The organism is Streptomyces sp. KR55, from assembly GCF_052245645.1.
GTDB lineage: Bacteria > Actinomycetota > Actinomycetes > Streptomycetales > Streptomycetaceae > Streptomyces > Streptomyces flavusporus.
Genome location: NZ_JBQQCE010000043.1, coordinates 1 through 22,371 on the forward strand (window position 1 = coordinate 1; position 22,371 = coordinate 22,371).

General features: G+C 70.5%; 18 protein-coding genes and 2 pseudogenes. 11 read left to right on the forward strand and 9 right to left on the reverse strand.

Going from position 1 to position 22,371, the window contains the following annotated elements; genetic code table 11:
• Positions 1-244 (forward strand): annotated as a pseudogene (locus tag ACTWQJ_RS09095) (PQQ-binding-like beta-propeller repeat protein); the annotation flags it as partial.
• 255 nt (positions 245-499) lie between these two features.
• Positions 500-1,213: a helix-turn-helix transcriptional regulator gene (locus tag ACTWQJ_RS09100; RefSeq protein WP_443306111.1), complete on the forward strand. Its 714-nt coding sequence runs from the start codon at positions 500-502 to the stop codon at positions 1,211-1,213.
• 270 nt (positions 1,214-1,483) lie between these two features.
• Here ACTWQJ_RS09100 and ACTWQJ_RS09105 read toward each other — a convergent pair whose 3' ends face one another.
• Together ACTWQJ_RS09105 and ACTWQJ_RS09110 are read right to left on the reverse strand one after the other, a co-directional pair.
• Entirely contained in the window at positions 1,484-1,804 is a 321-nt protein-coding gene (locus tag ACTWQJ_RS09105; protein WP_443306112.1) for a hypothetical protein, read from the reverse strand.
• Between the two features lie 21 nt (positions 1,805-1,825).
• Entirely contained in the window at positions 1,826-3,505 is a 1,680-nt protein-coding gene (locus ACTWQJ_RS09110; protein ID WP_443306113.1) for a sodium:solute symporter family protein, read from the reverse strand.
• A 213-nt stretch (positions 3,506-3,718) separates the two neighbouring features.
• Here ACTWQJ_RS09110 and galT point away from each other — a divergent pair, with 213 nt between their 5' ends.
• From galT to galK, 3 genes are read left to right on the forward strand one after another with little or no spacing between them, the layout of a single operon-like run.
• The gene (galT, locus tag ACTWQJ_RS09115) at positions 3,719-4,780 is read left to right on the forward strand and encodes a galactose-1-phosphate uridylyltransferase (protein WP_443306114.1); all 1,062 of its coding nucleotides are present in this window, start codon (positions 3,719-3,721) and stop codon (positions 4,778-4,780) included.
• Positions 4,777-5,739 (forward strand): UDP-glucose 4-epimerase GalE, encoded by a 963-nt coding sequence (galE, locus tag ACTWQJ_RS09120; RefSeq protein WP_443306115.1) that lies wholly within the window; start codon positions 4,777-4,779, stop codon positions 5,737-5,739. The genes galT and galE overlap by 4 nt, the downstream gene beginning before the upstream one ends.
• Before the next feature lie 27 nt (positions 5,740-5,766).
• Positions 5,767-6,942, forward strand: a complete 1,176-nt coding sequence (galK, locus tag ACTWQJ_RS09125) for a galactokinase (RefSeq protein WP_443306116.1) — start codon at positions 5,767-5,769, stop codon at positions 6,940-6,942.
• 82 nt (positions 6,943-7,024) lie between these two features.
• Here galK and ACTWQJ_RS09130 read toward each other — a convergent pair.
• Positions 7,025-7,275, reverse strand: a pseudogene (locus ACTWQJ_RS09130) (M15 family metallopeptidase); the annotation flags it as partial.
• On the opposite strand from ACTWQJ_RS09130, the gene ACTWQJ_RS09135 reads away from it, so the two are divergent.
• Positions 7,165-7,428 (forward strand): hypothetical protein, encoded by a 264-nt coding sequence (locus ACTWQJ_RS09135; RefSeq protein WP_443306135.1) that lies wholly within the window; start codon positions 7,165-7,167, stop codon positions 7,426-7,428. The pseudogene ACTWQJ_RS09130 and the gene ACTWQJ_RS09135 sit on opposite strands and share 111 nt — an antisense overlap.
• On the opposite strand, the gene ACTWQJ_RS09140 is transcribed toward ACTWQJ_RS09135, so the two are convergent.
• Entirely contained in the window at positions 7,371-7,835 is a 465-nt protein-coding gene (locus ACTWQJ_RS09140; RefSeq protein ID WP_443306134.1) for a GNAT family N-acetyltransferase, read from the reverse strand. The genes ACTWQJ_RS09135 and ACTWQJ_RS09140 overlap by 58 nt on opposite strands.
• Before the next feature lie 295 nt (positions 7,836-8,130).
• Here ACTWQJ_RS09140 and ACTWQJ_RS09145 point away from each other — a divergent pair, with 295 nt between their 5' ends.
• Positions 8,131-8,910, forward strand: a complete 780-nt coding sequence (locus ACTWQJ_RS09145) for a LuxR C-terminal-related transcriptional regulator (RefSeq protein ID WP_443306117.1) — start codon at positions 8,131-8,133, stop codon at positions 8,908-8,910.
• 137 nt (positions 8,911-9,047) lie between these two features.
• Here the strand turns inward: ACTWQJ_RS09145 and tamR are convergent, their stop codons facing one another.
• On the reverse strand, positions 9,048-9,545 hold the full coding sequence (gene tamR / locus ACTWQJ_RS09150; protein ID WP_443306118.1) for a MarR family transcriptional regulator TamR: 498 nt from the start codon (positions 9,543-9,545) through the stop codon (positions 9,048-9,050).
• Between the two features lie 118 nt (positions 9,546-9,663).
• On the opposite strand from tamR, the gene ACTWQJ_RS09155 reads away from it, so the two are divergent.
• On the forward strand, positions 9,664-10,464 hold the full coding sequence (locus tag ACTWQJ_RS09155; RefSeq protein WP_443306119.1) for a trans-aconitate 2-methyltransferase: 801 nt from the start codon (positions 9,664-9,666) through the stop codon (positions 10,462-10,464).
• Between the two features lie 28 nt (positions 10,465-10,492).
• On the opposite strand, the gene ACTWQJ_RS09160 is transcribed toward ACTWQJ_RS09155, so the two are convergent.
• On the reverse strand, positions 10,493-11,170 hold the full coding sequence (locus tag ACTWQJ_RS09160; protein WP_224738088.1) for a TetR/AcrR family transcriptional regulator: 678 nt from the start codon (positions 11,168-11,170) through the stop codon (positions 10,493-10,495).
• Positions 11,167-12,186: an acyl-CoA desaturase gene (locus ACTWQJ_RS09165; RefSeq protein WP_443306120.1), complete on the reverse strand. Its 1,020-nt coding sequence runs from the start codon at positions 12,184-12,186 to the stop codon at positions 11,167-11,169. Before ACTWQJ_RS09165 ends, ACTWQJ_RS09160 begins: the two co-directional genes overlap by 4 nt.
• A gap of 321 nt (positions 12,187-12,507) precedes the next feature.
• Here ACTWQJ_RS09165 and ppc point away from each other — a divergent pair, with 321 nt between their 5' ends.
• The gene (gene ppc / locus ACTWQJ_RS09170) at positions 12,508-15,240 is read left to right on the forward strand and encodes a phosphoenolpyruvate carboxylase (RefSeq protein ID WP_443306121.1); all 2,733 of its coding nucleotides are present in this window, start codon (positions 12,508-12,510) and stop codon (positions 15,238-15,240) included.
• Between the two features lie 68 nt (positions 15,241-15,308).
• Here the strand turns inward: ppc and ACTWQJ_RS09175 are convergent, their stop codons facing one another.
• On the reverse strand, positions 15,309-15,986 hold the full coding sequence (locus ACTWQJ_RS09175; RefSeq protein WP_443306122.1) for an LPXTG cell wall anchor domain-containing protein: 678 nt from the start codon (positions 15,984-15,986) through the stop codon (positions 15,309-15,311).
• A gap of 173 nt (positions 15,987-16,159) precedes the next feature.
• Positions 16,160-16,648 carry a hypothetical protein gene (locus tag ACTWQJ_RS09180; protein WP_443306123.1) on the reverse strand — a complete coding sequence of 163 codons (489 nt, stop codon included), beginning with the start codon at positions 16,646-16,648 and terminating at the stop codon, positions 16,160-16,162.
• Positions 16,649-16,775: 127 nt separating this feature from the next.
• On the opposite strand from ACTWQJ_RS09180, the gene ACTWQJ_RS09185 reads away from it, so the two are divergent.
• Positions 16,776-17,996: a hypothetical protein gene (locus tag ACTWQJ_RS09185; RefSeq protein ID WP_443306124.1), complete on the forward strand. Its 1,221-nt coding sequence runs from the start codon at positions 16,776-16,778 to the stop codon at positions 17,994-17,996.
• The gene (locus tag ACTWQJ_RS09190; protein ID WP_443306125.1) at positions 17,993-22,345 is read left to right on the forward strand and encodes a caspase family protein; all 4,353 of its coding nucleotides are present in this window, start codon (positions 17,993-17,995) and stop codon (positions 22,343-22,345) included. The genes ACTWQJ_RS09185 and ACTWQJ_RS09190 overlap by 4 nt, the downstream gene beginning before the upstream one ends.
• Positions 22,346-22,371: the final 26 nt, after the last annotated feature.

Here is a 22,371-nt window from a genome sequence, read left to right on the forward strand (position 1 = left end):
CAAGCGTCCGCCGTACGACAAGGGCGGGCAGATCGTCAGCATCGACGGCGGCAGCTTCAAGCAGACGACGCTGCTGGAGAACCCGGCGACGGACTCGGTGCGGGACGTGGAGACCACCATGTCTCCGGAGTACTCGGAGATCCTCTACGCACAGGGGCACCTGTACATGTCCGACGTGTACGCGAGCGGATCGAGCTCCGGCAGCCAGGAGTATCTGGCGATCGCGTTCGGCACGAGCGGCTGAGCGCGACGACCTGTCGTCACGGCCCCGTCCCTGCTCAGGGGCGGGGCCGTGCGCGTACCGCTCAACACCCTCGAATGAGAGGAATTTCGGCGATCCGGGGCACTTCTCACCAGTAGGGGCAGCGCAACGTCGAACAAGCGTGTAGCTTCCGGGGGCATGAAGGGCGCAGTGCCGGGGGGCCTGCGTGCCTGGGGTCTGTCCGTGGGGACCTGTGGGCATCCATAGTGGGCGTCCACTGGGGGGACTGGGGGGTTGATGGGAGTGCGGCTCATGGTGGTCGACGACCACCGATTGCTCGCGGAGGCACTGGCCTCGGCGCTGAAGCTGCGAGGGCACCGGGTGCTGGCCGCGGCGGCGCCGGCCGCGGGGGCGGCGGAGCTGGTGATCGCCCGGGCACCGGAGGTGTGCCTGCTGGGGACGGCGACACCGGCCGAGCCGGGGGCGTTCGACCCGGTGGTACGGATCAAGCGGGAGCGGCCGCAGGTGGCGGTGCTGGTGCTGGGCCCGGTACCGAACCCGCGCGGAATCGCCGCGGCCTTCGCGGCGGGCGCGTCCGGCTACGTCCGTCACGACGAGCGCATAGAGGGCGTCGAGCGGGCGATCATGAAGGCGAGGGGAGGCGAGGCGGCCGTCGCGCCGCAGCTCCTCCAGGGCGCGTTCAGTGAACTGCTGAACCCCGCGGCCCAGCCCGACGACGAGGGCCAGCGGCTGCTGCAGATGCTCACGCCGAGGGAGATCGAGGTCCTGGTCCGCGTGGCCGACGGCGAGGACACCCGCCTGATCGCCGCGGGCATGGGCATCGCCCCCTCCACCGCCCGCACCCACGTCCAGCGCGTCCTCATGAAACTCGGCGTCGGCTCCCGCCTGGAGGCCGCGGCCCTCGCAGCCCGCACCGGCCTACTGGACCGAGCAACCCCGACCCTCCAACCCCCTCCACCACAGAACAGCGCACCGGACACCGAACACTGAGGACCACCCAGGCAGCACCGCCCCTTTCCACGCACGCGCACGGCACCCCACCCGTCGAGCCGCGGGCGCGCGGCAACCACTCCGCCCAGCCGCGGGCAGTCGTGCCTCCCCCAGTGCCTTAAGGGCCTGGGGGGACCCCCAAGGCGGCACGGGTGGGCGCGGGCGGCACCTCCGCCGCGCCGGGTTGCGCCACCTCCCCGCTGCAGCGGGCGGCACGCACCCCGCGCCGGGCCACCGGAACAGCTCCCGGCGTTCACCAGCTCCCGATGTTCACTGCTCCTTCGCCTGATCGTCCGGCAGGACAGCCGGCGGCGGAGCCAGCGGCCGCAGCTTCAGCCACACCAGGAAGAACAACCCGAGCAGCAGCATCCCCACCCCGGTCCACAGGTTGACGTTCACCCCCTCGGCCTTGGCGATCGCCGCTTCATCGTCGGTCAGCCCGGCGATCGTGACGATCACGCCGTAGATCACGAACAGCGCACCGATGGTCCGACGGATGTCGAACAGCCGTGCGGCGGTAGCGGACTTGCCCTCCAGCTCGGTGACTTCCCGCTGGACGTCCTTCTCGGAGAATCCGTGGTCCTCGGACATGGTCTCTCAATCCTCCCGCGGTCAGAACGAGAACGGGATGTAGCAGACGGCGGCCAGAATCACGGCACCCCAGCCGAGCAGCGCCGGCTTGCGGTACCACGCGTCGTCGCCCACGGCGGGCGGCTCGGCCACACCGGGGGCCCGGGTGCCGTAGACCAGCCCCTGGAGTTCCTCCGTGGGCTTCGGCGCGGTGAAGAGCGACACGGCCACCATGACCACCGCACCGGCGACGAACCCGGCGATCGCGGAGACGAAGTTGGCGCCCTGGTCGGTGGGGATGCCGATGATGCCCTGCCTGTAGATGACGAAGTAGTTCACCATCGCGGCGGTGGTCCCGGCGAGCAGCCCCCAGAAACCGGACTTCATGGACGCCCGTTTCCAGAACATGCCGATGATGAAGACGACGAACATCGGGACGTTGAAGAAGGAGAACAGCGTCTGGAGGTAGGCCATGATGTTGGAGAACGCCGACGCGAGGAACGCCGTGCCGATGGACGCGAACACGCCGACCGCCGTGATGAGCCGCCCGAACCGCACGTAGTACTCGTCCTCGCGGCCCTTCACCACGTACTTCGCCCAGATGTCGGACGTGAAGACGGTGTTGAAGGCCGAGATGTTGGCCGCCATGCCCGCCATGAAGGCCGCCAGGAGACCGGTGACCGCGATGCCCAGGACGCCGTTGGGCAACAGGTCCTGCATGAGGTACGGGATCGCGTCGTTGTACTGCAGGTCCGACTGGGGCGTACCGATCTGCGGCACCAGCACGGCGGCGACCAGGCCCGGGATCATCACCAGGAAGACGATGAAGATCTTCGGGAACGCGGCGATCAGCGGCGTACGCTGCGCCGCGGACAGGTTCCTCGCCGACAGCGCGCGCTGCACCTCGGCGAAGTTCGTCGTCCAGTAGCCGAAGGACAGCACGAACCCGAGGCCCAGGACGATCGTCAGCCAGTTCGCGCCGAGCGGATTGTCGTGGCCGATGCCGGTGCCGCCCCATGCGGTCATGAAGTTCTCGCCGCGGCGTTCGGTCAGCGTGTCGGACAGCCCGTCCCAGCCGCCGACCTTCTTCAGGCCGAGCACCGAGATCGGGATGAGCGCGGCGAGGATGACGAAGAACTGCAGCACCTCGTTGTAGATCGCCGACGACAGACCGCCCAGGGTGATGTACGCCAGCACGAAGAAACCGGCGATCACGATCGCCACCCACTGCGGCCAGCCGAGCAGCGCCTCGACGACGATGGCGAGGGCGTAGAGGTTGACGCCGGCGATCAGGATGGAGGCGCAGGCGAACAGGATCGAGCTGAGCAGATGCGCCGACTTGTCGAAGCGCAGCAGCAGGAACTCGGGAACCGAGCGGACCTTGGAGCCGTAGTAGAACGGCATCATCACCAGGCCGAGGAAGACCATGGCGGGGATGGCGCCGACCCAGTACCAGTGGGTGGTGTAGACGCCGTACTGCGCGCTGTTGGCGGCCATCCCGAGGATCTCGGTGGCGCCGAGGTTGGCCGCGATGAACGCCAGACCCGTGACCCAGGCGGGCAGGGAGCGGCCGGACAGGAAGAAGTCGAGGCTGGTCTTGACCGATCGGCGGGCGGCGAAGCCGATGCCGAGGACGACGACGAAGTAGATGCCGAGGATCGTGTAGTCGAGCCAGTTGGTGGGGAGCCGTAGCTCGGCGGCCAGGTATGTGGGGGTTTCCATACACACTCGCTTCGTTGCGGGACTTCGTTGCGGGAACTGAGCCGAACCGATTCCTGAACTGATCCAGGGCGGAACCTACGCCTCCGCGTTCGCTAATTGAACACGTCCGATGTCGAGCTTTGATTGATTGTGATGTTGACTGTCGTGGTGAGTTGTGTTTTGGTGTGTTGAGTTCTGTTGATTGCTTTGGGTGGCTCGAATGAGGAGTCCGCGGTGAAGAAGACCTCGACCCGTCTCGCCGACGGTCGTGAGCTGATCTACTACGACCTGCGCGACGACGCCGTGCGCGACGCGGTCGATCGCCGTCCGCTGGACCGGACCGTCACGACCTCCGAGATCCGCCGTGACGAGCTGCTCGGCGATGCGGTCGCCATCGCCTCGCACCGCCAGGGCCGCACCTACCACCCGCCGGCCGACGAGTGCCCCCTGTGTCCGACGCAGGGCGACCGGCTGAGCGAGATCCCGGACTCGTCGTACGACGTCGTGGTCTTCGAGAACCGTTTCCCCTCGCTGGCCGGCGACTCCGGCCGCTGCGAGGTCGTCTGCTTCACCTCCGACCACAACGCCTCCTTCGCCGATCTGAGCGAGGAACAGGCCGGGCTGGTCCTGGACGCGTGGACCGACCGCACCTCCGAGCTGTCCCATCAGCCCTCCGTGGAACAGGTGTTCTGCTTCGAGAACCGCGGCGCCGAGATCGGCGTCACGCTGGGTCACCCGCACGGACAGATCTACGCCTACCCCTTCACCACCCCCCGCACCGCCCTGATGCTCCGCTCGCTCGCGGCCCACAAGGAGGCGACGGGCGGGGAGAACCTCTTCGACGCCGTCCTGGAGCGTGAACTCGCCGACGAGCGGATCGTCCTCGCGAGTGAACACTGGGTGGCCTTCGTGCCGTACGCCGCGCACTGGCCGTACGAGGTCCACCTGTACCCGCGCCGCCGGGTGCCGGATCTGCTCGGGCTCGACGAGGCGGCGCGCTCAGAATTCCCCCAGGTTTATCTGGAACTCTTGAGGCGCTTCGACCGGATCTTCGGCGAAGGTGAACCGCCCACGCCGTACATCGCGGCCTGGCACCAGGCCCCGTTCGGCCATCTGGAGGAGTTCGAGGGCGTCAGCCGTGACGACTTCGCGCTTCACCTGGAGCTTTTCACCATCCGCCGTACTTCCGGCAAGCTGAAGTTTCTCGCGGGTTCCGAATCCGGCATGAGCGTGTTCATCAACGACGTGCCGCCGGAGCGCGCGGCCGAGCGACTGCGAGAGGTAGCGAGTTCATGAGCGGGAAGTACCTGGTCACCGGTGGTGCGGGATACGTCGGCAGCGTGGTCGCCCAGCATCTGCTGGAGGCCGGTCATGAGGTGACGGTCCTCGACAACCTCTCGACCGGCTTCCGCGAGGGCGTGCCCGCCGGCGCCGCCTTCGTCGAGGGCGACATCCGGGACGCCGCCAAATGGCTGGACTCCTCGTACGACGCCGTGCTCCACTTCGCCGCGTCCTCCCAGGTCGGCGAGTCGGTCGTGAAGCCGGAGAAGTACTGGGACAACAACGTCGGCGGCACGATGGCCCTGCTCGGCGCGATGCGCGAGGCGGGCGTACGCAGGCTGGTCTTCTCCTCCACGGCGGCGACGTACGGCGAACCGGAGCAGGTCCCGATCGTCGAGACCGCGCCCACCGCCCCGACGAACCCCTACGGCGCCTCCAAGCTCGCCGTCGACCACATGATCACCGGCGAGGCGAAGGCCCACGGCCTGGGCGCGGTGTCGCTGCGCTACTTCAACGTCGCGGGCGCCTACGGCGCGTTCGGCGAGCGCCACGACCCCGAGTCGCACCTCATCCCGCTGGTCCTCCAGGTCGCCCAGGGCAGGCGCGACGCGATCTCCGTCTACGGTGACGACTACCCGACGCCCGACGGCACCTGCGTCCGCGACTACATCCACGTCGCCGACCTGGCCGAGGCGCACCTGCTGGCCCTCAAGGCGGCGACCCCGGGCGAGCACCTGATCTGCAACCTCGGCAACGGCAACGGCTTCTCCGTCCGCCAGGTCATCGAGACGGTCCGCCAGGTCACCGGCCACCCGATCCCCGAGGTGGTGGCCCCGCGCCGCGGCGGCGACCCGGCGGTCCTGGTGGCGTCGGCCGACACGGCCCGCGCCCGCCTCGGCTGGAACCCGTCCCGCGCGGACCTCGCGGGAATCGTCGCGGACGCGTGGGACTTCGCGCAGCGGCACGGCAAGTAGAACGTACGGAAGGTCAGGGGTCAGGGTATGAGCAGCGAGGCCGGCGAGGTCGCCGCAGGGACTGTCGCCGAGCGGTTCAAGGAGCTGTACGGGGCCGAACCGGACGGCGTGTGGGCCGCACCGGGCCGGGTCAACCTCATCGGCGAGCACACCGACTACAACGACGGCTTCGTGATGCCGTTCGCGCTGCCGCACACCGCGGTCGCCGCGGTCTCGCGCCGCGACGACGGCGTACTGCGCCTGCACTCGTCGGACGTCGAGGGCGGCGTCGTCGAACTGGACGTCGACGCCCTGGAGCCGGAGTCGGACAGGAACTGGACGGCGTACCCGGCGGGCGTGGTCTGGGCGCTGCGCGCGGCCGGCCACGAGGTGACCGGCGCGGACGTCCACCTGACCTCCACGGTCCCGGCGGGCGCGGGCCTGTCGTCGTCGGCGGCCCTGGAGGTCGTGATCGCCCTGGCGCTCAACGATCTTTACGAACTGGACCTGAAGGGCTGGCAGTTGGCCCGCCTGTGCCAGCGCGCCGAGAACGTCTACGTCGGCGCCCCGGTCGGCATCATGGACCAGACGGCCTCCGCCTGCTGCACCGCGGGCCACGCCCTGTTCCTGGACACCCGCGACCTCTCCCAGCGCCAGATCCCCTTCGACCTCGCGGCCGAGGGCATGCGCCTGCTGGTCGTCGACACCCGGGTCAAGCACGAACACAGCACCGGCGAGTACGGCAAGCGGCGCGCGGGCTGCGAGAAGGGCGCGGCGCTGCTGGGCGTCGATGCGCTCCGCGACATCCCGTACGCCGAGCTGGACGCGGCGCTGGCCCGCCTGGGCGACGAGGAGGAGGTCCGACGCCTGGTCCGCCACGTGGTCACGGAGGACGAGCGAGTCGAACGAGTCGTCGCCCTCCTGGAATCGGGCGAGACCCGCGCGATCGGCCCGGTCCTCACCGAGGGCCACGCCTCCCTCCGCGACGACTTCCGCATCTCCTGCCCGGAGCTGGACCTGGTCGTCGACACGGCGTTGTCCGCAGGCGCGCTGGGCGCCCGCATGACCGGCGGCGGCTTCGGCGGCTCGGCGATCGTCCTGGCCGACGTCGCCGACGTGGACACCATCACCAAGGCGGTGGAGGAGGCCTTCGCAGCCGCCGGCTTCACCGCGCCGCGCGTGTTCGAGGCGGTGCCTTCGGCGGGGGCGCGGCGGGTGAGCTGAGGCTCGTTGCCCTCACAACCGGAAAGCGAGGGCGCCTGCTACACGCAGGCGCCCAACATCACCGCAGGGGCCAAGGAGAACCGAGGCCGACGGCGGCGCCTGCGCTGTGCGGGGCGATGTCGGGTGGGGAGACGTAACGGCTGGCGGCGGTGTGGACCTGGGTTTCCGGCCAGTGCGGGTTGGCGGCGCGGAGAGTGGCCGAGTAGTCCTCGAATACGTGCGTTGCAGGGCGAGGGGGCGGTAGCCCTCGACGACGAGGAGGCGGTGCAGGACGCCCTCGCGCAGGTGGGCGTATGCTCCCGTCGCGTCCTGGCGCTTCCGGTCGACGAGCAGGGTGCCGTCCCGCCGTACGTCCATGAGCCGTTGGCCGTCGTCCTCGACCGGGACGGCCGCCAGCCGGACGTCGGACATGAGGATGATCTCGGCGGTCACCGGGTTGTCCCCAAGCGCTTTGTCAGCGTGAACTCCGTGATCCCCGGGGGATAGTCCGGGATCGCGCACACCACGTCGTACCCCTGTTTCTCGTAGAACTTCGGCGCCTGGAAGTCCCATGTCTCCAGCCGGGAGGCGGAGCAGCCCCGTTCCGCTCGCGCCACCCGCTCCGCCTCGGACAGCAGTCGCGAACCCAGCCCCGCACCCCGGTGGCGTTCGTCGACCCACAGGTACGTCACGTGCAGCCACGTCGCCCACGTATGCCCCACCAGCCCGCCCGCCAGGGCGTCCGAGCCGTCCAACACCCACACGTGCAGGGGGACTTCGCGTTCGGCGGGGGTTCCGCGCAGGTCGCGCAGGACGGGGGACGCGGCCGTGTTGCTGTTGCGGAGCCGGGTGCGGAGCAGGTCGCGCCGGGATTTGTCGACTTCTGTCTCCATACGAAACATGCGGCTCACCATAAACGTGTCGGACAACCAGTTCTGCAAATTACCTTCCGCTCCCGGCCCCCGGCCGTACCCTGATGAACAGCACCGGTGGGGGCCGGTGCTGTTCAGGGGGCGAGACAAGTCGGGTACGACGCCCGAAGCGGGGGTAGCAGTTTCTGCACGGCGGCGGCCGTGCGGCTGCGGCGACCCCGTCCTGGGGAACGGCAGAAACAACAACCCGGGAGCGCTTCGGGCGTCGTACCCGCACCGGTCGGCGGCTCCCGACGATGGATCCCCTGCTCTTGGAGAGCGTGGGGAAGGGGGTTTTGTGGTTCGCATCCGAGTCCTGGTCGTCGACGACCACCGCATCTTCGCCGAGTCCCTCGCCGCGGCCCTGGCCGCCGAGCCCGACGTCGACGTCTCCGCGGCCGGCAGCGGTCCCGCCGCGCTGCGCAGCCTGGAGCGCGCGGCCGCCGAGGGCCGCCGGTTCGACGTACTGCTCGTCGACGCCGATCTGGGCGGGAACGTACCCGCAGTGCGGCCCGCCGTGCCCGTGCCCGTGCAGGAGGGCGGCGTGGACGGGGTCGTGGACGGGATCTCCCTCGTCGCGGCGGTCCGGACGGCGCAGCCCGCGGCGCGGATCGTCGTACTCGCCGAGAAGGACGATCCGCGGCGTGCCGCCCTCGCCCTGCAGGCGGGGGCCGGCGGGTGGGTCGCCAAGGACTGTTCGCTGTCCCGGCTGCTCACGGTCATACGAGGTGTGCTGCGCGACGAGACGCATCTGCCGCCCGCCCTGCTCACCGGGGTGCTGCGTGAGCTGACGGCCGCCCGCAAGCACCGCACCGAGAGCGAGCGGCTGGTGGAGTCCCTCACCCCGCGGGAGCGGGAGGTGCTGCGGTGCATGGTCGCGGGGCTCGGGCGCAAGGCCGTCGCCGAGCGGCTGTATCTGTCCCCGCACACCGTACGGACGCATATGCAGAACGTCCTCGGCAAGCTCGGCGTCCACTCCACCCTCGCCGCCGTCGCGCTGGCGCGCAGGGCGGGGGTCGGGCCCGTGGACCTGGGGCCTGCCGGGCGGATCGGGGTGGAGGAAAGCAGCAGTGCCTGATCAGTGCCGGTGAGCGGGGGCGATGGGGGTGCCCCCGCGCGAGCGAAGCCGAGCGTGGGGGAGTCGGCGACCGACGACAACGCCGCAGATGGGCGTGCCAGACCCCGCGTCTCCGCCACGATCCGCCCGGCAGGCCCTCAGCTGGGGATGTTGTCGAATGGGGCGGTCAACTGGCGCAGCAGTGCCGCCAGTTCGCTGCGCTGGGCGTGGGACAGCTCTGCGAGGATCGCCCGCTCCTGGTCCAGCAGGCCCGCCAGCGCCTGGTCGGCGCGGTCCCGGCCCTCGTGGGTGAGGCGGACCAGGACGCCACGCCGGTCGCTGGGGTCGGGCAGGCGTTCCACCAGGCCCTTCTTTGCCAGGCGGTCGATACGGTTCGTCATCGTGCCCGAGGTGACCAGGGTCTGGGTCAGCAGCTGTCCGGGGGAGAGCTGGTACGGGGTGCCCGCGCGGCGCAGTGCCGTCAGGACGTCGAACTCCCAGGGCTCCAGGTTGTGCTCGGCGAAGGCCAGCCGGCGTGCGCGGTCCAGGTGCCGGGCGAGTCTGCTCACCCGGCTGAGCACCTCGAGCGGTTCCACGTCGAGGTCCGGGCGCTCCCGGCGCCATGCTGCGACCAGCCGATCGACCTCGTCCTCCATGGCGATCAGTGTAGTGGTTGTGTCGACGTGAAGTCTCTTGACGTCAAGATATCTCCGGTGCAAGCTGAGGTCGACCTACGGTGACCACGATCGACGGTGACTACAAGGAAGGCCCGCCATGTCCGCCGCCACCTGGGACCCCGCCCAGTACCTGCGTCACGCCGGCCACCGCGCCCGCCCCTTCGCCGACCTCCTCGCCCACGTCCCCGACCTCCCCGCCAGCCGGCCCCGCATCGCCGACCTCGGCTGCGGCCCCGGCAACGTCACGGCTCTGCTCGCCCGGCGCTGGCCCACCGCGCACATCACCGGCTACGACAACTCCCCGGAGATGCTCGCCGACGCCCGGGCCCAGGCGGGCCCCACCCCGGCCGGCGGCCGCCTCGACTTCGCCCACGCGGACGTGCGCACCTGGACGCCGGCGGAGCCGCACGACCTGATCATCAGCAACGCCACGCTCCAGTGGGTGCCCGGCCACGCCGACCGCTTCGGCGACTGGATCGCCGGGCTCGCCCCCGGCGGCACCTTCGCCTTCCAGGTCCCCGGCAACTTCGACGCCCCCAGCCACCGCCTGATGCGCGACCTCGCCGCCGCCCACCCCCGCCTCACGGGCGTCCTGCGCCACGAGGACGCCGTCCTGGCCCCCGAGACCTACCTGGAACACCTCACCGCCCTCGGCTGCACGGCCGACGTCTGGGAGACCACGTACATCCATCTGCTGACCGGCGAGGACCCCGTCCTCGACTGGGTGAAGGGCACGGGCCTGCGCCCCGTCCTCACCGCCCTCGCGGACGACTCCGCGGCGAAGGACGAGTTCCTGAACGACTACCGAGCCGCCCTGCGCCGCGCCTACCCACCCGGCAAGCACGGCACCCCGTTCCCGTTCCGCCGCATCTTCGCCGTCGCCCGCAAGGAGGCGTGATGATCACCGCCGTCGGGCGGCCGCCGAATCAGCTCTTGCGATGCCCGATCAGCCGCGGCTTCTGTTCCAGCCCGTCCAGGCCGTGCCACGCCAGGTTCACCAGGTGGGCCGCCACCTCTGCCTTCTTCGGGCGGCGTACCTCCAGCCACCACTGGCCGGTCAGGGCGACCATGCCGACCAGGGCCTGGGCGTAGAGGGGGGCGAGCTTGGGGTCGAAGCCGCGGCTTTTGAACTCGCGGCCCAGGATGTCCTCCACCTGGGTGGCGATGTCCGAGATGAGAGACGCGAAGGAGCCGGTCGACTGCGGGATGGGGGAGTCACGGACCAGGATGCGGAAGCCGTCCGTGTACTCCTCGATGTAGTCCAGCAGCGCGAACGCCGCCTGTTCGCACAGCTCACGCGGATGGCCCGCGGTCAGCGAGCTGGTCACCATGTCCAGCAGGCGCCGCATCTCGCGGTCCACGACCACCGCGTACAAACCCTCCTTACCGCCGAAGTGCTCGTACACCACCGGCTTGGACACCCCGGCCTTCGCCGCGATCTCCTCCACCGACGTGCCCTCGAAGCCCTTCGCGGCGAAGAGGGTGCGACCGATCTCCAGCAGCTGCTGGCGACGCTCCGCACCGGTCATACGGGTACGGCGCGTGCGCCGCGGCTTCTCGTTGCTGGGAGTGCTGCTGGAGTCGGTCGCCACGCCGTCAATCATGCCGCCTCAGCGGTCTCCCGCCCGCGCCGGGAGCCGTCTCCCCCGGTGTTCCGGCGGGAATCGATACGCGAGCGTGACGGCCAGCGCACGTCGTAGGCCCACCCGGCCAGCTCGAACCAGCGGATCAGCCGGGCCGAGGAGTCGATCTGGCCGCGCTCCACACCGTGCCGCGCGGAGGTCGGGTCGGCGTGGTGCAGGTTGTGCCAGGACTCGCCGCAGGACAGGATCGCCAGCCACCACACGTTGCCCGAGCGGTCACGCGACCTGAACGGGCGCTTGCCGACCGCGTGGCAGATCGAGTTGATCGACCACGTCACGTGATGCAGCAGCGCCACCCGGACGAGTGACCCCCAGAAGAACCCGGTGAACGCGCCCCACCAGGACATCGTCACCAGGCCGCCGATCAGCGCCGGCAGGGCCAGGGACACCACCGTCCACAGGATGAACTGACGGGAGATGTTCCGCAGCGTCCGGTCCTTGATCAGGTCCGGCGCGTACTTGTCCTGCGGCGTGCGCTCCTCGTCGAACATCCATCCGATGTGCGCCCACCACAGGCCCTTCATCAGGGCCGGCACGGTCTCGCCGTAACGCCACGGGGAGTGCGGGTCGCCCTCTGCGTCGGAGAACTTGTGATGCTTGCGATGGTCGGCCACCCAGCGCACCAGGGGGCCCTCGACCGCCAGCGAGCCCGCGATCGCCAGCGCGATCTTCAGAGGCCGCTTGGCCTTGAACGAACTATGGGTGAAATGGCGGTGGAAACCGATCGTGATGCCGTGACAGCCGAGGAAGTAGAAGAAGACCAGCAGGCCGAGGTCCAGCCAGCTCACGCCCCACCCCCACGCCAGCGGCACGGCCGCGATCAGCGCGAGGAACGGGACGATGATGAAGAGCAGGAGCGCGATCTGCTCCGCCGAACCCTTGCGGTCACCGCCCAGGGTGCCGGCCGGCTGGGAGGCGGAGGTGTCCTGGGAAGTCGCCTTCGGGGCGTCGTCGATCACATCGGAGCTCGTGGTCATGGGGCGTCCCCTGTGGGGTTTCGAGGGTTGAGATAGGTGCCGTGGCTGGGGGAAGTCCGCGAGAGGGGCTCGAAAGAGCCTTCCCTACGGTTCCGTAACCTACGGCGTCGTAAGTATGTCAGTGCGCCGCCCGGCGGCAAGAGCCCGTGAGCTGCGCGTCCCGGCCGACACCTATCCTGGAGTCGGTCGGACAGCGCGGTCCGCTCTGTTTACTTCCCGGATGATCCGGCCCGTATGCGGCACCCCGCCGCGCGAACGGGTCACCGGGTTCCCTCCCTCACGAGCTTCAGACGAGCTTCAACACTGCAAGGAGCCGCACCTGTGAGCAGTGCCGACGACCAGACCACGACGACCAGCAGTGCCCTGCGTGCCGACATCCGCCGGCTGGGCGACCTCCTCGGTGAGACACTCGTCCGCCAGGAGGGCCCTGAGCTGCTGGAACTCGTAGAGAAGGTGCGCCGCCTCACCCGCGAGGACGGCGAGGCCGCCGCCGAACTGCTGCGCGGCACCGAACTGGAGACCGCAGCCAAGCTGGTCCGCGCCTTCTCCACGTACTTCCACCTGGCCAATGTCACCGAGCAGGTCCACCGCGGCCGCGAACTGCGTGCCAAGCGCGCCGCCGAGGGCGGGCTGCTCTCCCGTACGGCCGACCGGCTGAAGGACGCCGACCCGGAGCACCTGCGGGAGACGGTCCGCCACCTCAATGTTCGTCCGGTGTTCACGGCCCACCCCACGGAGGCCGCCCGCCGTTCGGTCCTGAACAAGCTGCGGCGCATCGCCGAGCTCCTGGACACCCCCGTCATCGACGCCGACCGGCGCCGTCACGACACCCGTCTGGCCGAGAACATCGACCTCGTATGGCAGACCGACGAGCTGCGCGTCGTACGCCCCGAACCGGCCGACGAGGCCCGCAACGCGATCTACTACCTCGACGAGCTGCATGCGGGCGCCGTCGGTGACGTCCTCGAGGACCTCACCGCCGAGCTGGAGCGCGTCGGCGTCAGGCTCCCCGACGACACCCGCCCGCTCACCTTCGGCACCTGGATCGGCGGCGACCGCGACGGCAACCCCAACGTGACCCCCGAGGTCACCTGGGAGGTGCTGATCCTCCAGCACGAGCACGGCATCAACGACGCCCTGGAGATGATCGACGAGCTGCGCGGCTTCCTGTCGAACTCCATCAGGTACACGGGCGCCACCGAGGAACTGCTGGACTCTCTCCAGACGGACCTGGAGCGGCTCCCCGAGATCAGCCCCCGCTACAAGCGGCTGAACGCCGAGGAGCCCTACCGCCTGAAGGCCACCTGCATCCGGCAGAAGCTGGAGAACACCAAGCAGCGCCTCGCCAAGGGCACCCCGCACGAGGCGAGCCGCGACTACCTCGGCACCAGCGAGCTGCTCCACGACCTCAAGCTGATCCAGACCTCCCTGCGCGAGCACCGCGGCGGACTGTTCGCCGACGGCCGCCTGGACCGCACCATCCGCACACTGGCCGCCTTCGGCCTCCAGCTCGCCACCATGGACGTACGCGAACACGCGGACGCCCACCACCACGCCCTCGGTCAGCTGTTCGACCGGCTGGGGGAGGAGTCCTGGCGGTACGCGGACATGCCGCGCGACTACCGTACGAAGCTGCTCGCCAAGGAACTCAGGTCGCGCAGGCCGCTGGCCCCGATGCCCGCGCCCGTCGACGCGGCCGGCGAGAAGACCTTCGGCGTCTTCCGGACGGTCAAGCGGGCCCTGGAGGTGTTCGGGCCCGAGGTCATCGAGTCGTACATCATCTCGATGTGCCAGGGCGCCGACGACGTCTTCGCGGCGGCGGTGCTGGCCCGCGAGGCCGGCCTGATCGACCTGCACGCCGGCTGGGCGAAGATCGGCATCGTGCCGCTCCTTGAGACGACGGACGAGCTCAAGGCCGCCGACTCCATCCTCGAGGACATGCTCGCCGACCCGTCCTACCGGCGCCTGGTCGCCCTCAGGGGCGACGTGCAGGAGGTCATGCTCGGCTACTCCGACTCCTCGAAGTTCGGCGGCATCACCACCTCGCAGTGGGAGATCCACCGCGCCCAGCGCCGCCTGCGTGACGTCGCCCACCGCTACGGCGTACGGCTGCGCCTCTTCCACGGCCGCGGCGGCACCGTCGGCCGTGGCGGCGGCCCCACCCACGACGCGATCCTCGCCCAGCCCTGGGGCACCCTGGAGGGCGAGATCAAGGTGACCGAGCAGGGCGAGGTCATCTCCGACAAGTACCTGATCCCGTCGCTGGCCAGGGAGAACCTGGAGCTGACCGTGGCCGCGACCCTGCAGGCCTCCGCCCTGCACACCGCGCCCCGCCAGTCCGGGGAGGCGCTGGCCCGCTGGGACGCGGCGATGGACGTGGTCAGCGACGCGGCGCACGCGGCGTACCGCAGGCTGGTGGAGGACCCGGACCTCCCGGCGTACTTCTTCGCCTCCACGCCGGTCGACCAGCTCGCCGACCTGCACCTGGGGTCGAGGCCGTCCCGCCGCCCCGACTCGGGCGCGGGCCTGGACGGACTGCGGGCCATCCCGTGGGTGTTCGGCTGGACCCAGTCCCGGCAGATCGTCCCCGGCTGGTTCGGCGTCGGCTCCGGCCTGAAGGCGCTGCGCGAGGCGGGCCTGGACACCGTGCTCGACGAGATGTACGAGCAGTGGCACTTCTTCCGCAACTTCGTCTCCAACGTCGAGATGACGCTGGCCAAGACGGACCTGCGGATCGCCGGGCACTACGTCGACACCCTCGTCCCCGACGAGCTGAAGCACGTCTTCGACGCCATCCGCGCCGAGCACGAACTGACCGTGCGGGAGATCCTCCGCGTCACCGGCGAGGACGAACTTCTCGACGCCCAGCCCGTCCTGAAGCAGACCTTCACCATCCGCGACGCCTACCTGGACCCCATCTCCTACCTCCAGGTGGCCCTCCTGAAGCGCCAGCGCGACGCCGCGGCCGCGGGCGCCGAGCCCGACCCGCTGCTGGCGCGGGCCCTGCTGCTGACGGTCAACGGCGTCGCCGCCGGCCTGCGCAACACCGGCTGACCGGCCCGGACACGACGGTGCCCCCGTGCTGTACGAGCACGGGGGCACCGCCGGTTGTGCTACGGCCGTCAGCCCTGGCTTGCCTTCCGGCGCCGGAAGACCAGGTAACCGCCGGCGGCGAGCAGCGCGGCGGCGGCGCCGGAGAGCAGGCCCACCGGGGCACCGTTGCCGGTCTCGGCGAGATCGCCCTCGGCGGTGCCACCCTGGGCGGACGGCGAGGAGGACGCGGCGGGAGCGGCACCCTCCTCGGCGGACGCGCTCGGGGAGGCAGCCGGAGCCTCGGTGCCCTCGACCGTCTCCGACGGCGTGGCGGACGGCGTCGTGACGTCGCTCTCCTCCTCGCAGTCCGTCCAGAACACCTTGTGCTTGGCCGAGCCGTGCTCGCCGTCGAAGTTCCAGAACAGCTTGTAGTGCCCGTCGGGCAGCGACAGGTCGTCCGTACGGCCGTGACCGTCGGCGTCGAGGGTGAGGGCGCCGGCCTTCACCGTCTCGCCCTTGGTGGCGGCGGTCGGGGCCCAGGCCTCGATGTGCCAGTCGATCTGCTGGCCGGCGTCGAAGCCGAAGGCGTCCAGGTAGAACGTGCAGACGTGCGGCTCGTTCTTGCGGAGCTCCTCGCCGGTGGTGGAGTCGTGGATCTTGACGGTGCCGTTGTCGCCCGGGGCGGTCGCGTGGGCGACGGCCGGGGAGGCAAGGAGAGCAGCCGCGGCGACGGCGGACAGGGCGCCGGCGCGAGTGAGGGTACGCATGGGGCAGTCCATCTTCGAGAAACCAATGGGGAAGATGTGGAGGGGGCGGCTCAGCCTCCAGCCCGGCCCGCCGGCAGAACAAGCACGAACAGGCAACGCTCAGATCCTTCACAGACGTGGAGGTCGGCGATGCCGGCCCAGATCCCTCAGATCGCTCAGATCGCTCAGATCCCTCAGATCACGAGAAAAGCCGCCGTGATCAGCGCGAACCCCGACCCGGCCATGACCCACGCCGCCCGCGTCCGCCCCAGCCCGCCCGCGACCACCACCGACGCGAGCAGCAGCGCCCCGCCCAGCGGCACCCAGGAGTAGAGGATCCCGGCGGGACCGGACCGGACGACCTCGCTGTTGCCGGGTTTCATCACGACGGTGTACGTCTCGCCGTCCGCCACGGCGGCCGAGTTCTCGATCACGACCCGCTCCCGGGCCTGCGACCCCGCGGAGATCGGCGTGTAGGGCCCGGTGCAGGTGTCCGCACCGCACCCCGTCACCTCGATGGTCCCGCTCTCCCGCCCCTTGGTGAGCATCACGTACTGGGCGGAACTCCAGGACGCCCACACCCCCGCGATCAGGATCAGCGCGGCGACGACCCCCATCGCCGCGAGCCGCCCGAACCGCAGCACCGTGAACGCGCCCTGAGTGGAGACGACGGCAGTAGGCATGGCCGCGATCCTTGGCCATTGCCTTGCCCAAAGTCAATCTCGGCCGGACGGGAACCGGGGACAGGGGAGTCCAACGTTCTTAAGGTGAAGGGGAGATGGGATCCGGGCAACACGAGGGGGGAGCGGGATGACCGCGCTGCTGTTCGTCCACGGGACCGGCGTGCGCCGTGAAGCGTACGACGGGACGCTGGGCCTGCTGCGGGAGGGCCTCGCGCGCGTCGATGCGCAGCTGCGGGTCGAGGAGTGCTACTGGGGCGACATCTTCGGCGTCCCCTCCGGAGTGGGCGGCGCCGCACTGCCCGGCGCCGTCCCGGCCACCGAACTGGACACCACCACCGCCACCGACCTCAGCGAGACCGACCAGGACGCCGTGCTGTGGGGCCGCCTCTACGAGGACCCGTGGCTGGCGCTGCGCGCCCCCGACGACCCCGACGACAGGGGGCGGCCCGCCCTCGGCGAACGCATGGGCCCCGAGGTCGAGGCCCGCGGCCGCACCCTCGCCCAGGCGGCCGAACTCCCCGCCGACCTACGGCCGTTCCTCCCGGACGAGCAGGCCCGCGCCGAGTTCGGCGCCGCCCTGACAGCCGTACTCGACAGCCCGGCCGGCCGTCACGCCCTCACCCACGGCGCCGGCCGCGGCCGGCTGCCCCTCGCCATCGCCACCGCCACCGTCGCCTCCCACCTCGGCGGCATCCTCCAGCGCGGCCTGCCGCTGCCCTGGACACCGCAGGAACGCGACGACGTCGTCGGCATCGTCACCCGCGAACTCGGCGGCGAGGCCCGCGGCGTGGGCCGCCACATCTTCCGTACGTCCCTCTGGGCCGCCCAGCGGCTCGGCGTCATGCGGCTCGCCGACCGGCACCGCGCCGACCTCATGACCAAGGCCCACCCACAGGCCGGCGACGTCCTGAAGTACCTCGCCCGCGGCGACGGACTGCGCGCCGTCATCCGACAGCGCGTCGCCGAGACCGCCGACGCCCACGGCCCCGTCGTCCTCCTCGCCCACAGCCTCGGCGGGATCGCCGCCGTCGACCTGCTCGCCCTCGAGCACCTCAGCGGCGTACGCCACCTCGTCACCGTCGGCTCCCAGGCCGCCCACCTGCACGAGATCGGTGCGCTGCCCGGCCTCGCCCCCGGCAAACCCCTGCCCGAGCACTTCCCCACGTGGACCAACATCTACGACCGGCGCGACCTGCTCGGCTTCGCCGCCGCACCCGTCTTCCCCGACCCCCGCGTCCAGGACCGGGAGTTCAGCTCCGGCCAGCCCTTCATCGCCTCCCACAGCGCGTACTTCCGCAACCCCGACGTCCACACCTTCCTCGCCGGCCTCCTGCGGGACGTACCGTGACGGCACTGCCCCGAGGCGCCCTACCGGAGAACACGTTCGCCGTCCTCGTCGGCGTCGAGGAGTACGAGTCCTCGTCCTTCCCCACCCTCAAGGGCGCCGCCGCCGACGCCCTCCGCCACGCCGAATGGCTGTGCCGGAGCGGGGTGCCGCCCGCCCAGATCCGGCTGTGCGTGTCACCCGACCACAGCCCCGACGTCCAGAACGCCGCCCGCCGCCTCGACCTCACCGTCCGGCCCGCCCACCAGGCCGGCGTCGAAGAACTGCTGAAGACCGAAGTGCCGCAGTGGGAAGGCGACCTGCTGTGGCTCGCCTGGTCCGGACACGGCGTCACCGACCCCCGCACCCGCGAACTCCTGCTGCCCTTCGGCGACGGCACCGACTACGCCGAACAGACCCTCGCCGCCACCAGCCTCCAGGACACCCTCCTCCACCACCCGCACTACCAGCACATCCCGAAAAAGATCTTCTTCATCGACACCTGCCGCCTGCACGAACGGGTCGCCGAACACTACGGCGTCCTCAAACTCCCCGCCGCCCCCCACGCCACCACCGACACCCGACTCTCCGTCCTCTACGCCACCCAGGACGACGACTACGCCGCCAACGGCCGCCTCGGCTTCACCCAGGCCCTCCTCGACGAACTCGACGACCCACCCAGCCCCTGGCCCCCGGACGTCGACACCCTCGCCACCACCGTCCAGAAACGACTCGAACGCACCGGAGCCGGCACCCAACGCCTCCAACTGCACGTACGCAACTGGCAAGGCCACCGCCGCGACTACGAGATCGGCGACCGCCGCGACCGCCCCGCCTGGCTGCGCACCCACGCCAAAATGCTCACCAGGCTCGACAGCAGCTACCACAACGACCACCTGCCCTACGTCACCCCCCAAGGAGCCGCACACCGGCCGGAAACCCTCCTCGCCCGGCTCGAGAAGAACATCGACCCCGACACCGGGCTGCTCCTCGTCGGAGTCGCCGGCGCCGGCAAAACCCGCACCTGCCTCGAAGTCGCCGGCCTCGCCGCCACCCGACGCTGGACCGTCCTCCACGTCAGCCCCGACACCGACCTGACCGAACCCGTCCTCACCGAGCAGATCCGCCACGAGATCGACCACCGCCCAGGCCGCCCCATCCTGCTCGTCCTCGACTACCTCGACCGCTACAACCAGCTCGACCTGAAAGAACTCGCCGCAGGACTACGCGGCGAAACCGGCGCCGGCGCACGCGTCGCCTGCCTGGCCGCCGTCCGCCCCGGAGCCCTGCAAAGCGTCCTCGACCGCGGCAGCGCCGACCTGTTCACCCCCATCGACATCGACAAGGACGAACAGCACCAGAAAAACATCACCCAGGCGATCTTCACCTCCTTCGCCAAGGAGCCCCTCGACACCTGGGGATTCGACGAGATGGCCGACATCTGCACCACCCGCCCCGGCATGGCCCGCCTCCTCGCCATCGCCGTCGACAAACGCTTCCAGCAGATGAAGGCCAACGGCGACGACGTCTCCAGCCCACCGGCATCCATGCCCCGCGACGGCCTCGTCGGCTGGCTCCGCCGCCGCACCCAGGAAGACCTGCCCGCCGACGGCCCCGACCGCACCCTCCTGCACGCCGCCACCGTCACCGCCCTCAGCTGCCCCCACCCCCGCCCCACCGTCGAACAGACCGTCGACCGCTACCTCGCACAACACGCCCCCGGCGACCGCGCCGCCGACACCCTCGCCGAACTCGAAGCCATCGGCTGGCTACGACACGACACCGACGACACCGTCGACCTCGTCCACGACAGCGTCACCGACGCCTTCCTCGACCGAGCCTGCCGCAGCCCCCGCTCCACCCTCGACTCAAGCGCACTCCGCGCCTTCCTCGACGCCCTCCTCGGCAACCTCCACACCTACCGCCAGAGCATCGCCCACCTCGGCCGCTTCGCCGCCGACCTCTCCGAACACGACAACGTCGCCCACCGCCTCCCCAGCGAATGCGCCACCTGGCTACGCGAACGCAAGCAGACCGTCCTCACCACCCTCCTCACCGAACCCCGCGAAGGCCTGCGCACCCTCGTCGCCATGGTCTCCGCCCCACCCTGGCGGCAAGCCGTCATCGACACCTGGACCGACCTCGCCCAACCCTGGATCGACGCCACCACCCCCACCGACCCGGCAGCCGTCCGCATCCTCCTCATCGACGCCGTCCGCAACCGCCCCGGACCCCTCCCCGACGTCCTCCTCGACGCCGCCCGCACCTGGCTCGACCAGCACACCACCACCGACATCAACTCCCTCGCCCTCATCACCGCCCTCCTGCGCTCACCCGGCCTCCACCACGACAACCCCGCACACCGCACCCACCGCACCCACCTCGAAGAACGCGCCCAGACCTGGCTGCGCCAATACGGCAGACGCCGCGACGGCCTCGCCCGCCACCCCCTCCAAGTCCTGCTGCGCGCACCCGAATGCGGCCCCGCCGTCCTACGGCCCGCCGCCATCACCGCCCTCGCCCTCGTCTCCCGCACCCCCCGCAAACGCGAGAACGAATGGCTCCTCTCCGCCCTGCTCCGCTCCACCCACCTGCCCGACGAAGCCTGGCCCCGCCTCGCCGAAACCACCCGGACCTGGCTCGCCGAACACGTCCCCCTGCGCTCAGCCACCTACGTCATCGACCGGGCACTCGAACAGCCCGCCATCCCCACCCCGAAAGCACAACAGATCGCCGACCTCGCCCTCACCTGGCTCACCCACAACAAAGAGGACGAAGCCGCCGACTTCGTCCTCTCCGCACTCCTCAAACGCGAAGGCCTCACCGACCCCACCGTCCGACAGGCCATCACCCACATCCACGCCTGGCCCACCTGGCGCAAAACAGCCCTCCGCGCCTCCTTCGTCCTCGCCCCCCTCCTCCACGAAAGCTGCGCCAGAACCGCCCCCGGCCTCACCCCCACCAGCGTCGGCCTCGCACTCCAATGGCTCACCGAGCACGAAACCAAACCACAGGCCGGCTTCGTCCTCGCCCCCCTCCTCCGACTGCGCGACCCCGCCACCCACGACCAGGACGCCGCCACCGTCAAACAACTGGCGATCAACGCCGCCCTGCGCTGGCTCGACCCCGACCGCCCCTGGGACCGGCGCCTGATCGGCTCACTCCTCGCCCAAGGGCCCCACATGAGCCCCGACCAGCGCAACAAAGCCGCCGCCGCAGCCGTACACCGCATGCAAGCCGGCCTACAGGACACCGCCCCCGACGCCGACCAGCACACCAGGCCCGGCACCCACCTCGACGACAGCTTCGTCCACCGCGAACTCCTCGAAATGGAAGGCCTTCCCCCCGGACTCCAGAACCCCGCCTTCACCCACGCCCTGACCTGGCTCGACCTCCACGGCGACGAAGCAAGGGCCACCTTCGTCATCGCCCCACTCCTCTACCGAACCACCACCTGCCACGCCGACCCACAACTCAACGCCGCCGCCCACCACGCACTGCGCTGGCTCAACACCCACGCCCCCGCCAAAGAAGCCGACTACGTCCTCAGAAACCTCCTCGTCGCCCCCGCAACCCCAGCCGGCGACCTCGAACCCCACACCGTCGTCCACCGCACCATCGACCACGCCCTGACCTGGCTCGCCGCACACGGCAACGACTCCGTCATCGACTGCATCAACGGCACCGCCACCTGGGGCGCATCCGTACTCGGCCACGTCCTCGACCGCAAGGACGACCTCACCACCGACCAGGCCGCCACCCTGCTCGACATCATCACCAGCCACCTCGGACAACACCCCCGCACCCCCGACACCGCCCACGAGGAGAACCACCTGCTGCGCCGGCTCCTCCGCTTCCCCCTCACAACCCCGCCCGCCGAAGCCCGCATCACCCGCTGGGCACTCGACCGACTCGGCCCCGAGCCCCACCTGCCCGGCGACGACCTGACCATCAGCGCCCTCCTGCGCCGCCTCAACAGAACCGACGCCGACGAACCCGAAGCGGTCCGCTCCGCACTCCACTGGTTCGCCACCCAGCCACCGAAACCGGAGGACTGCTACCTCCTCAGCCGTCTCCTCGAAGTCCCCCACCTCGAACCCCGCGCACGCCGGACCACCGAACAGCACGCAGCCAACTGGCTCAAGGACTACGGCACCACGCCCGAAGCCTCCTTCGTCCTGGCCGGCCTGCTGATCTCCGCCCGCACCACCGGCACCCCGGACCCCGACCTCGTCCACGCCGCCCACGACTGGCTGACCCGCCACCCAGACCTGGAAAGCGCCCCACACGTCCGCGCCGCCCTCGACACCGACAGCCCCCCGCAACGGCCACCCAGCCCCGACGACCACCAGGAACTGACCAGCAGAAGCTGACGATCAGCAGCCGACCGTCAGAAGCC

Excerpts from the sequence above, each read along its gene's own strand:
- ACTWQJ_RS09100 (WP_443306111.1), top strand. The coding sequence starts at position 500 with ATGGGAGTGCGGCTCATGGTGGTCGACGACCACCGATTGCTCGCGGAG.
- ACTWQJ_RS09105 (WP_443306112.1), bottom strand. The coding sequence starts at position 1,804 with ATGTCCGAGGACCACGGATTCTCCGAGAAGGACGTCCAGCGGGAAGTC.
- ACTWQJ_RS09110 (WP_443306113.1), bottom strand. The coding sequence starts at position 3,505 with ATGGAAACCCCCACATACCTGGCCGCCGAGCTACGGCTCCCCACCAAC.
- galE (WP_443306115.1), top strand. The coding sequence starts at position 4,777 with ATGAGCGGGAAGTACCTGGTCACCGGTGGTGCGGGATACGTCGGCAGC.
- galK (WP_443306116.1), top strand. The coding sequence starts at position 5,767 with ATGAGCAGCGAGGCCGGCGAGGTCGCCGCAGGGACTGTCGCCGAGCGG.
- ACTWQJ_RS09140 (WP_443306134.1), bottom strand. The coding sequence starts at position 7,835 with ATGGTGAGCCGCATGTTTCGTATGGAGACAGAAGTCGACAAATCCCGG.
- tamR (WP_443306118.1), bottom strand. The coding sequence starts at position 9,545 with ATGGAGGACGAGGTCGATCGGCTGGTCGCAGCATGGCGCCGGGAGCGC.
- ACTWQJ_RS09155 (WP_443306119.1), top strand. The coding sequence starts at position 9,664 with ATGTCCGCCGCCACCTGGGACCCCGCCCAGTACCTGCGTCACGCCGGC.
- ACTWQJ_RS09160 (WP_224738088.1), bottom strand. The coding sequence starts at position 11,170 with ATGATTGACGGCGTGGCGACCGACTCCAGCAGCACTCCCAGCAACGAG.
- ACTWQJ_RS09165 (WP_443306120.1), bottom strand. The coding sequence starts at position 12,186 with ATGACCACGAGCTCCGATGTGATCGACGACGCCCCGAAGGCGACTTCC.
- ACTWQJ_RS09175 (WP_443306122.1), bottom strand. The coding sequence starts at position 15,986 with ATGCGTACCCTCACTCGCGCCGGCGCCCTGTCCGCCGTCGCCGCGGCT.
- ACTWQJ_RS09180 (WP_443306123.1), bottom strand. The coding sequence starts at position 16,648 with ATGCCTACTGCCGTCGTCTCCACTCAGGGCGCGTTCACGGTGCTGCGG.
- ACTWQJ_RS09185 (WP_443306124.1), top strand. The coding sequence starts at position 16,776 with ATGACCGCGCTGCTGTTCGTCCACGGGACCGGCGTGCGCCGTGAAGCG.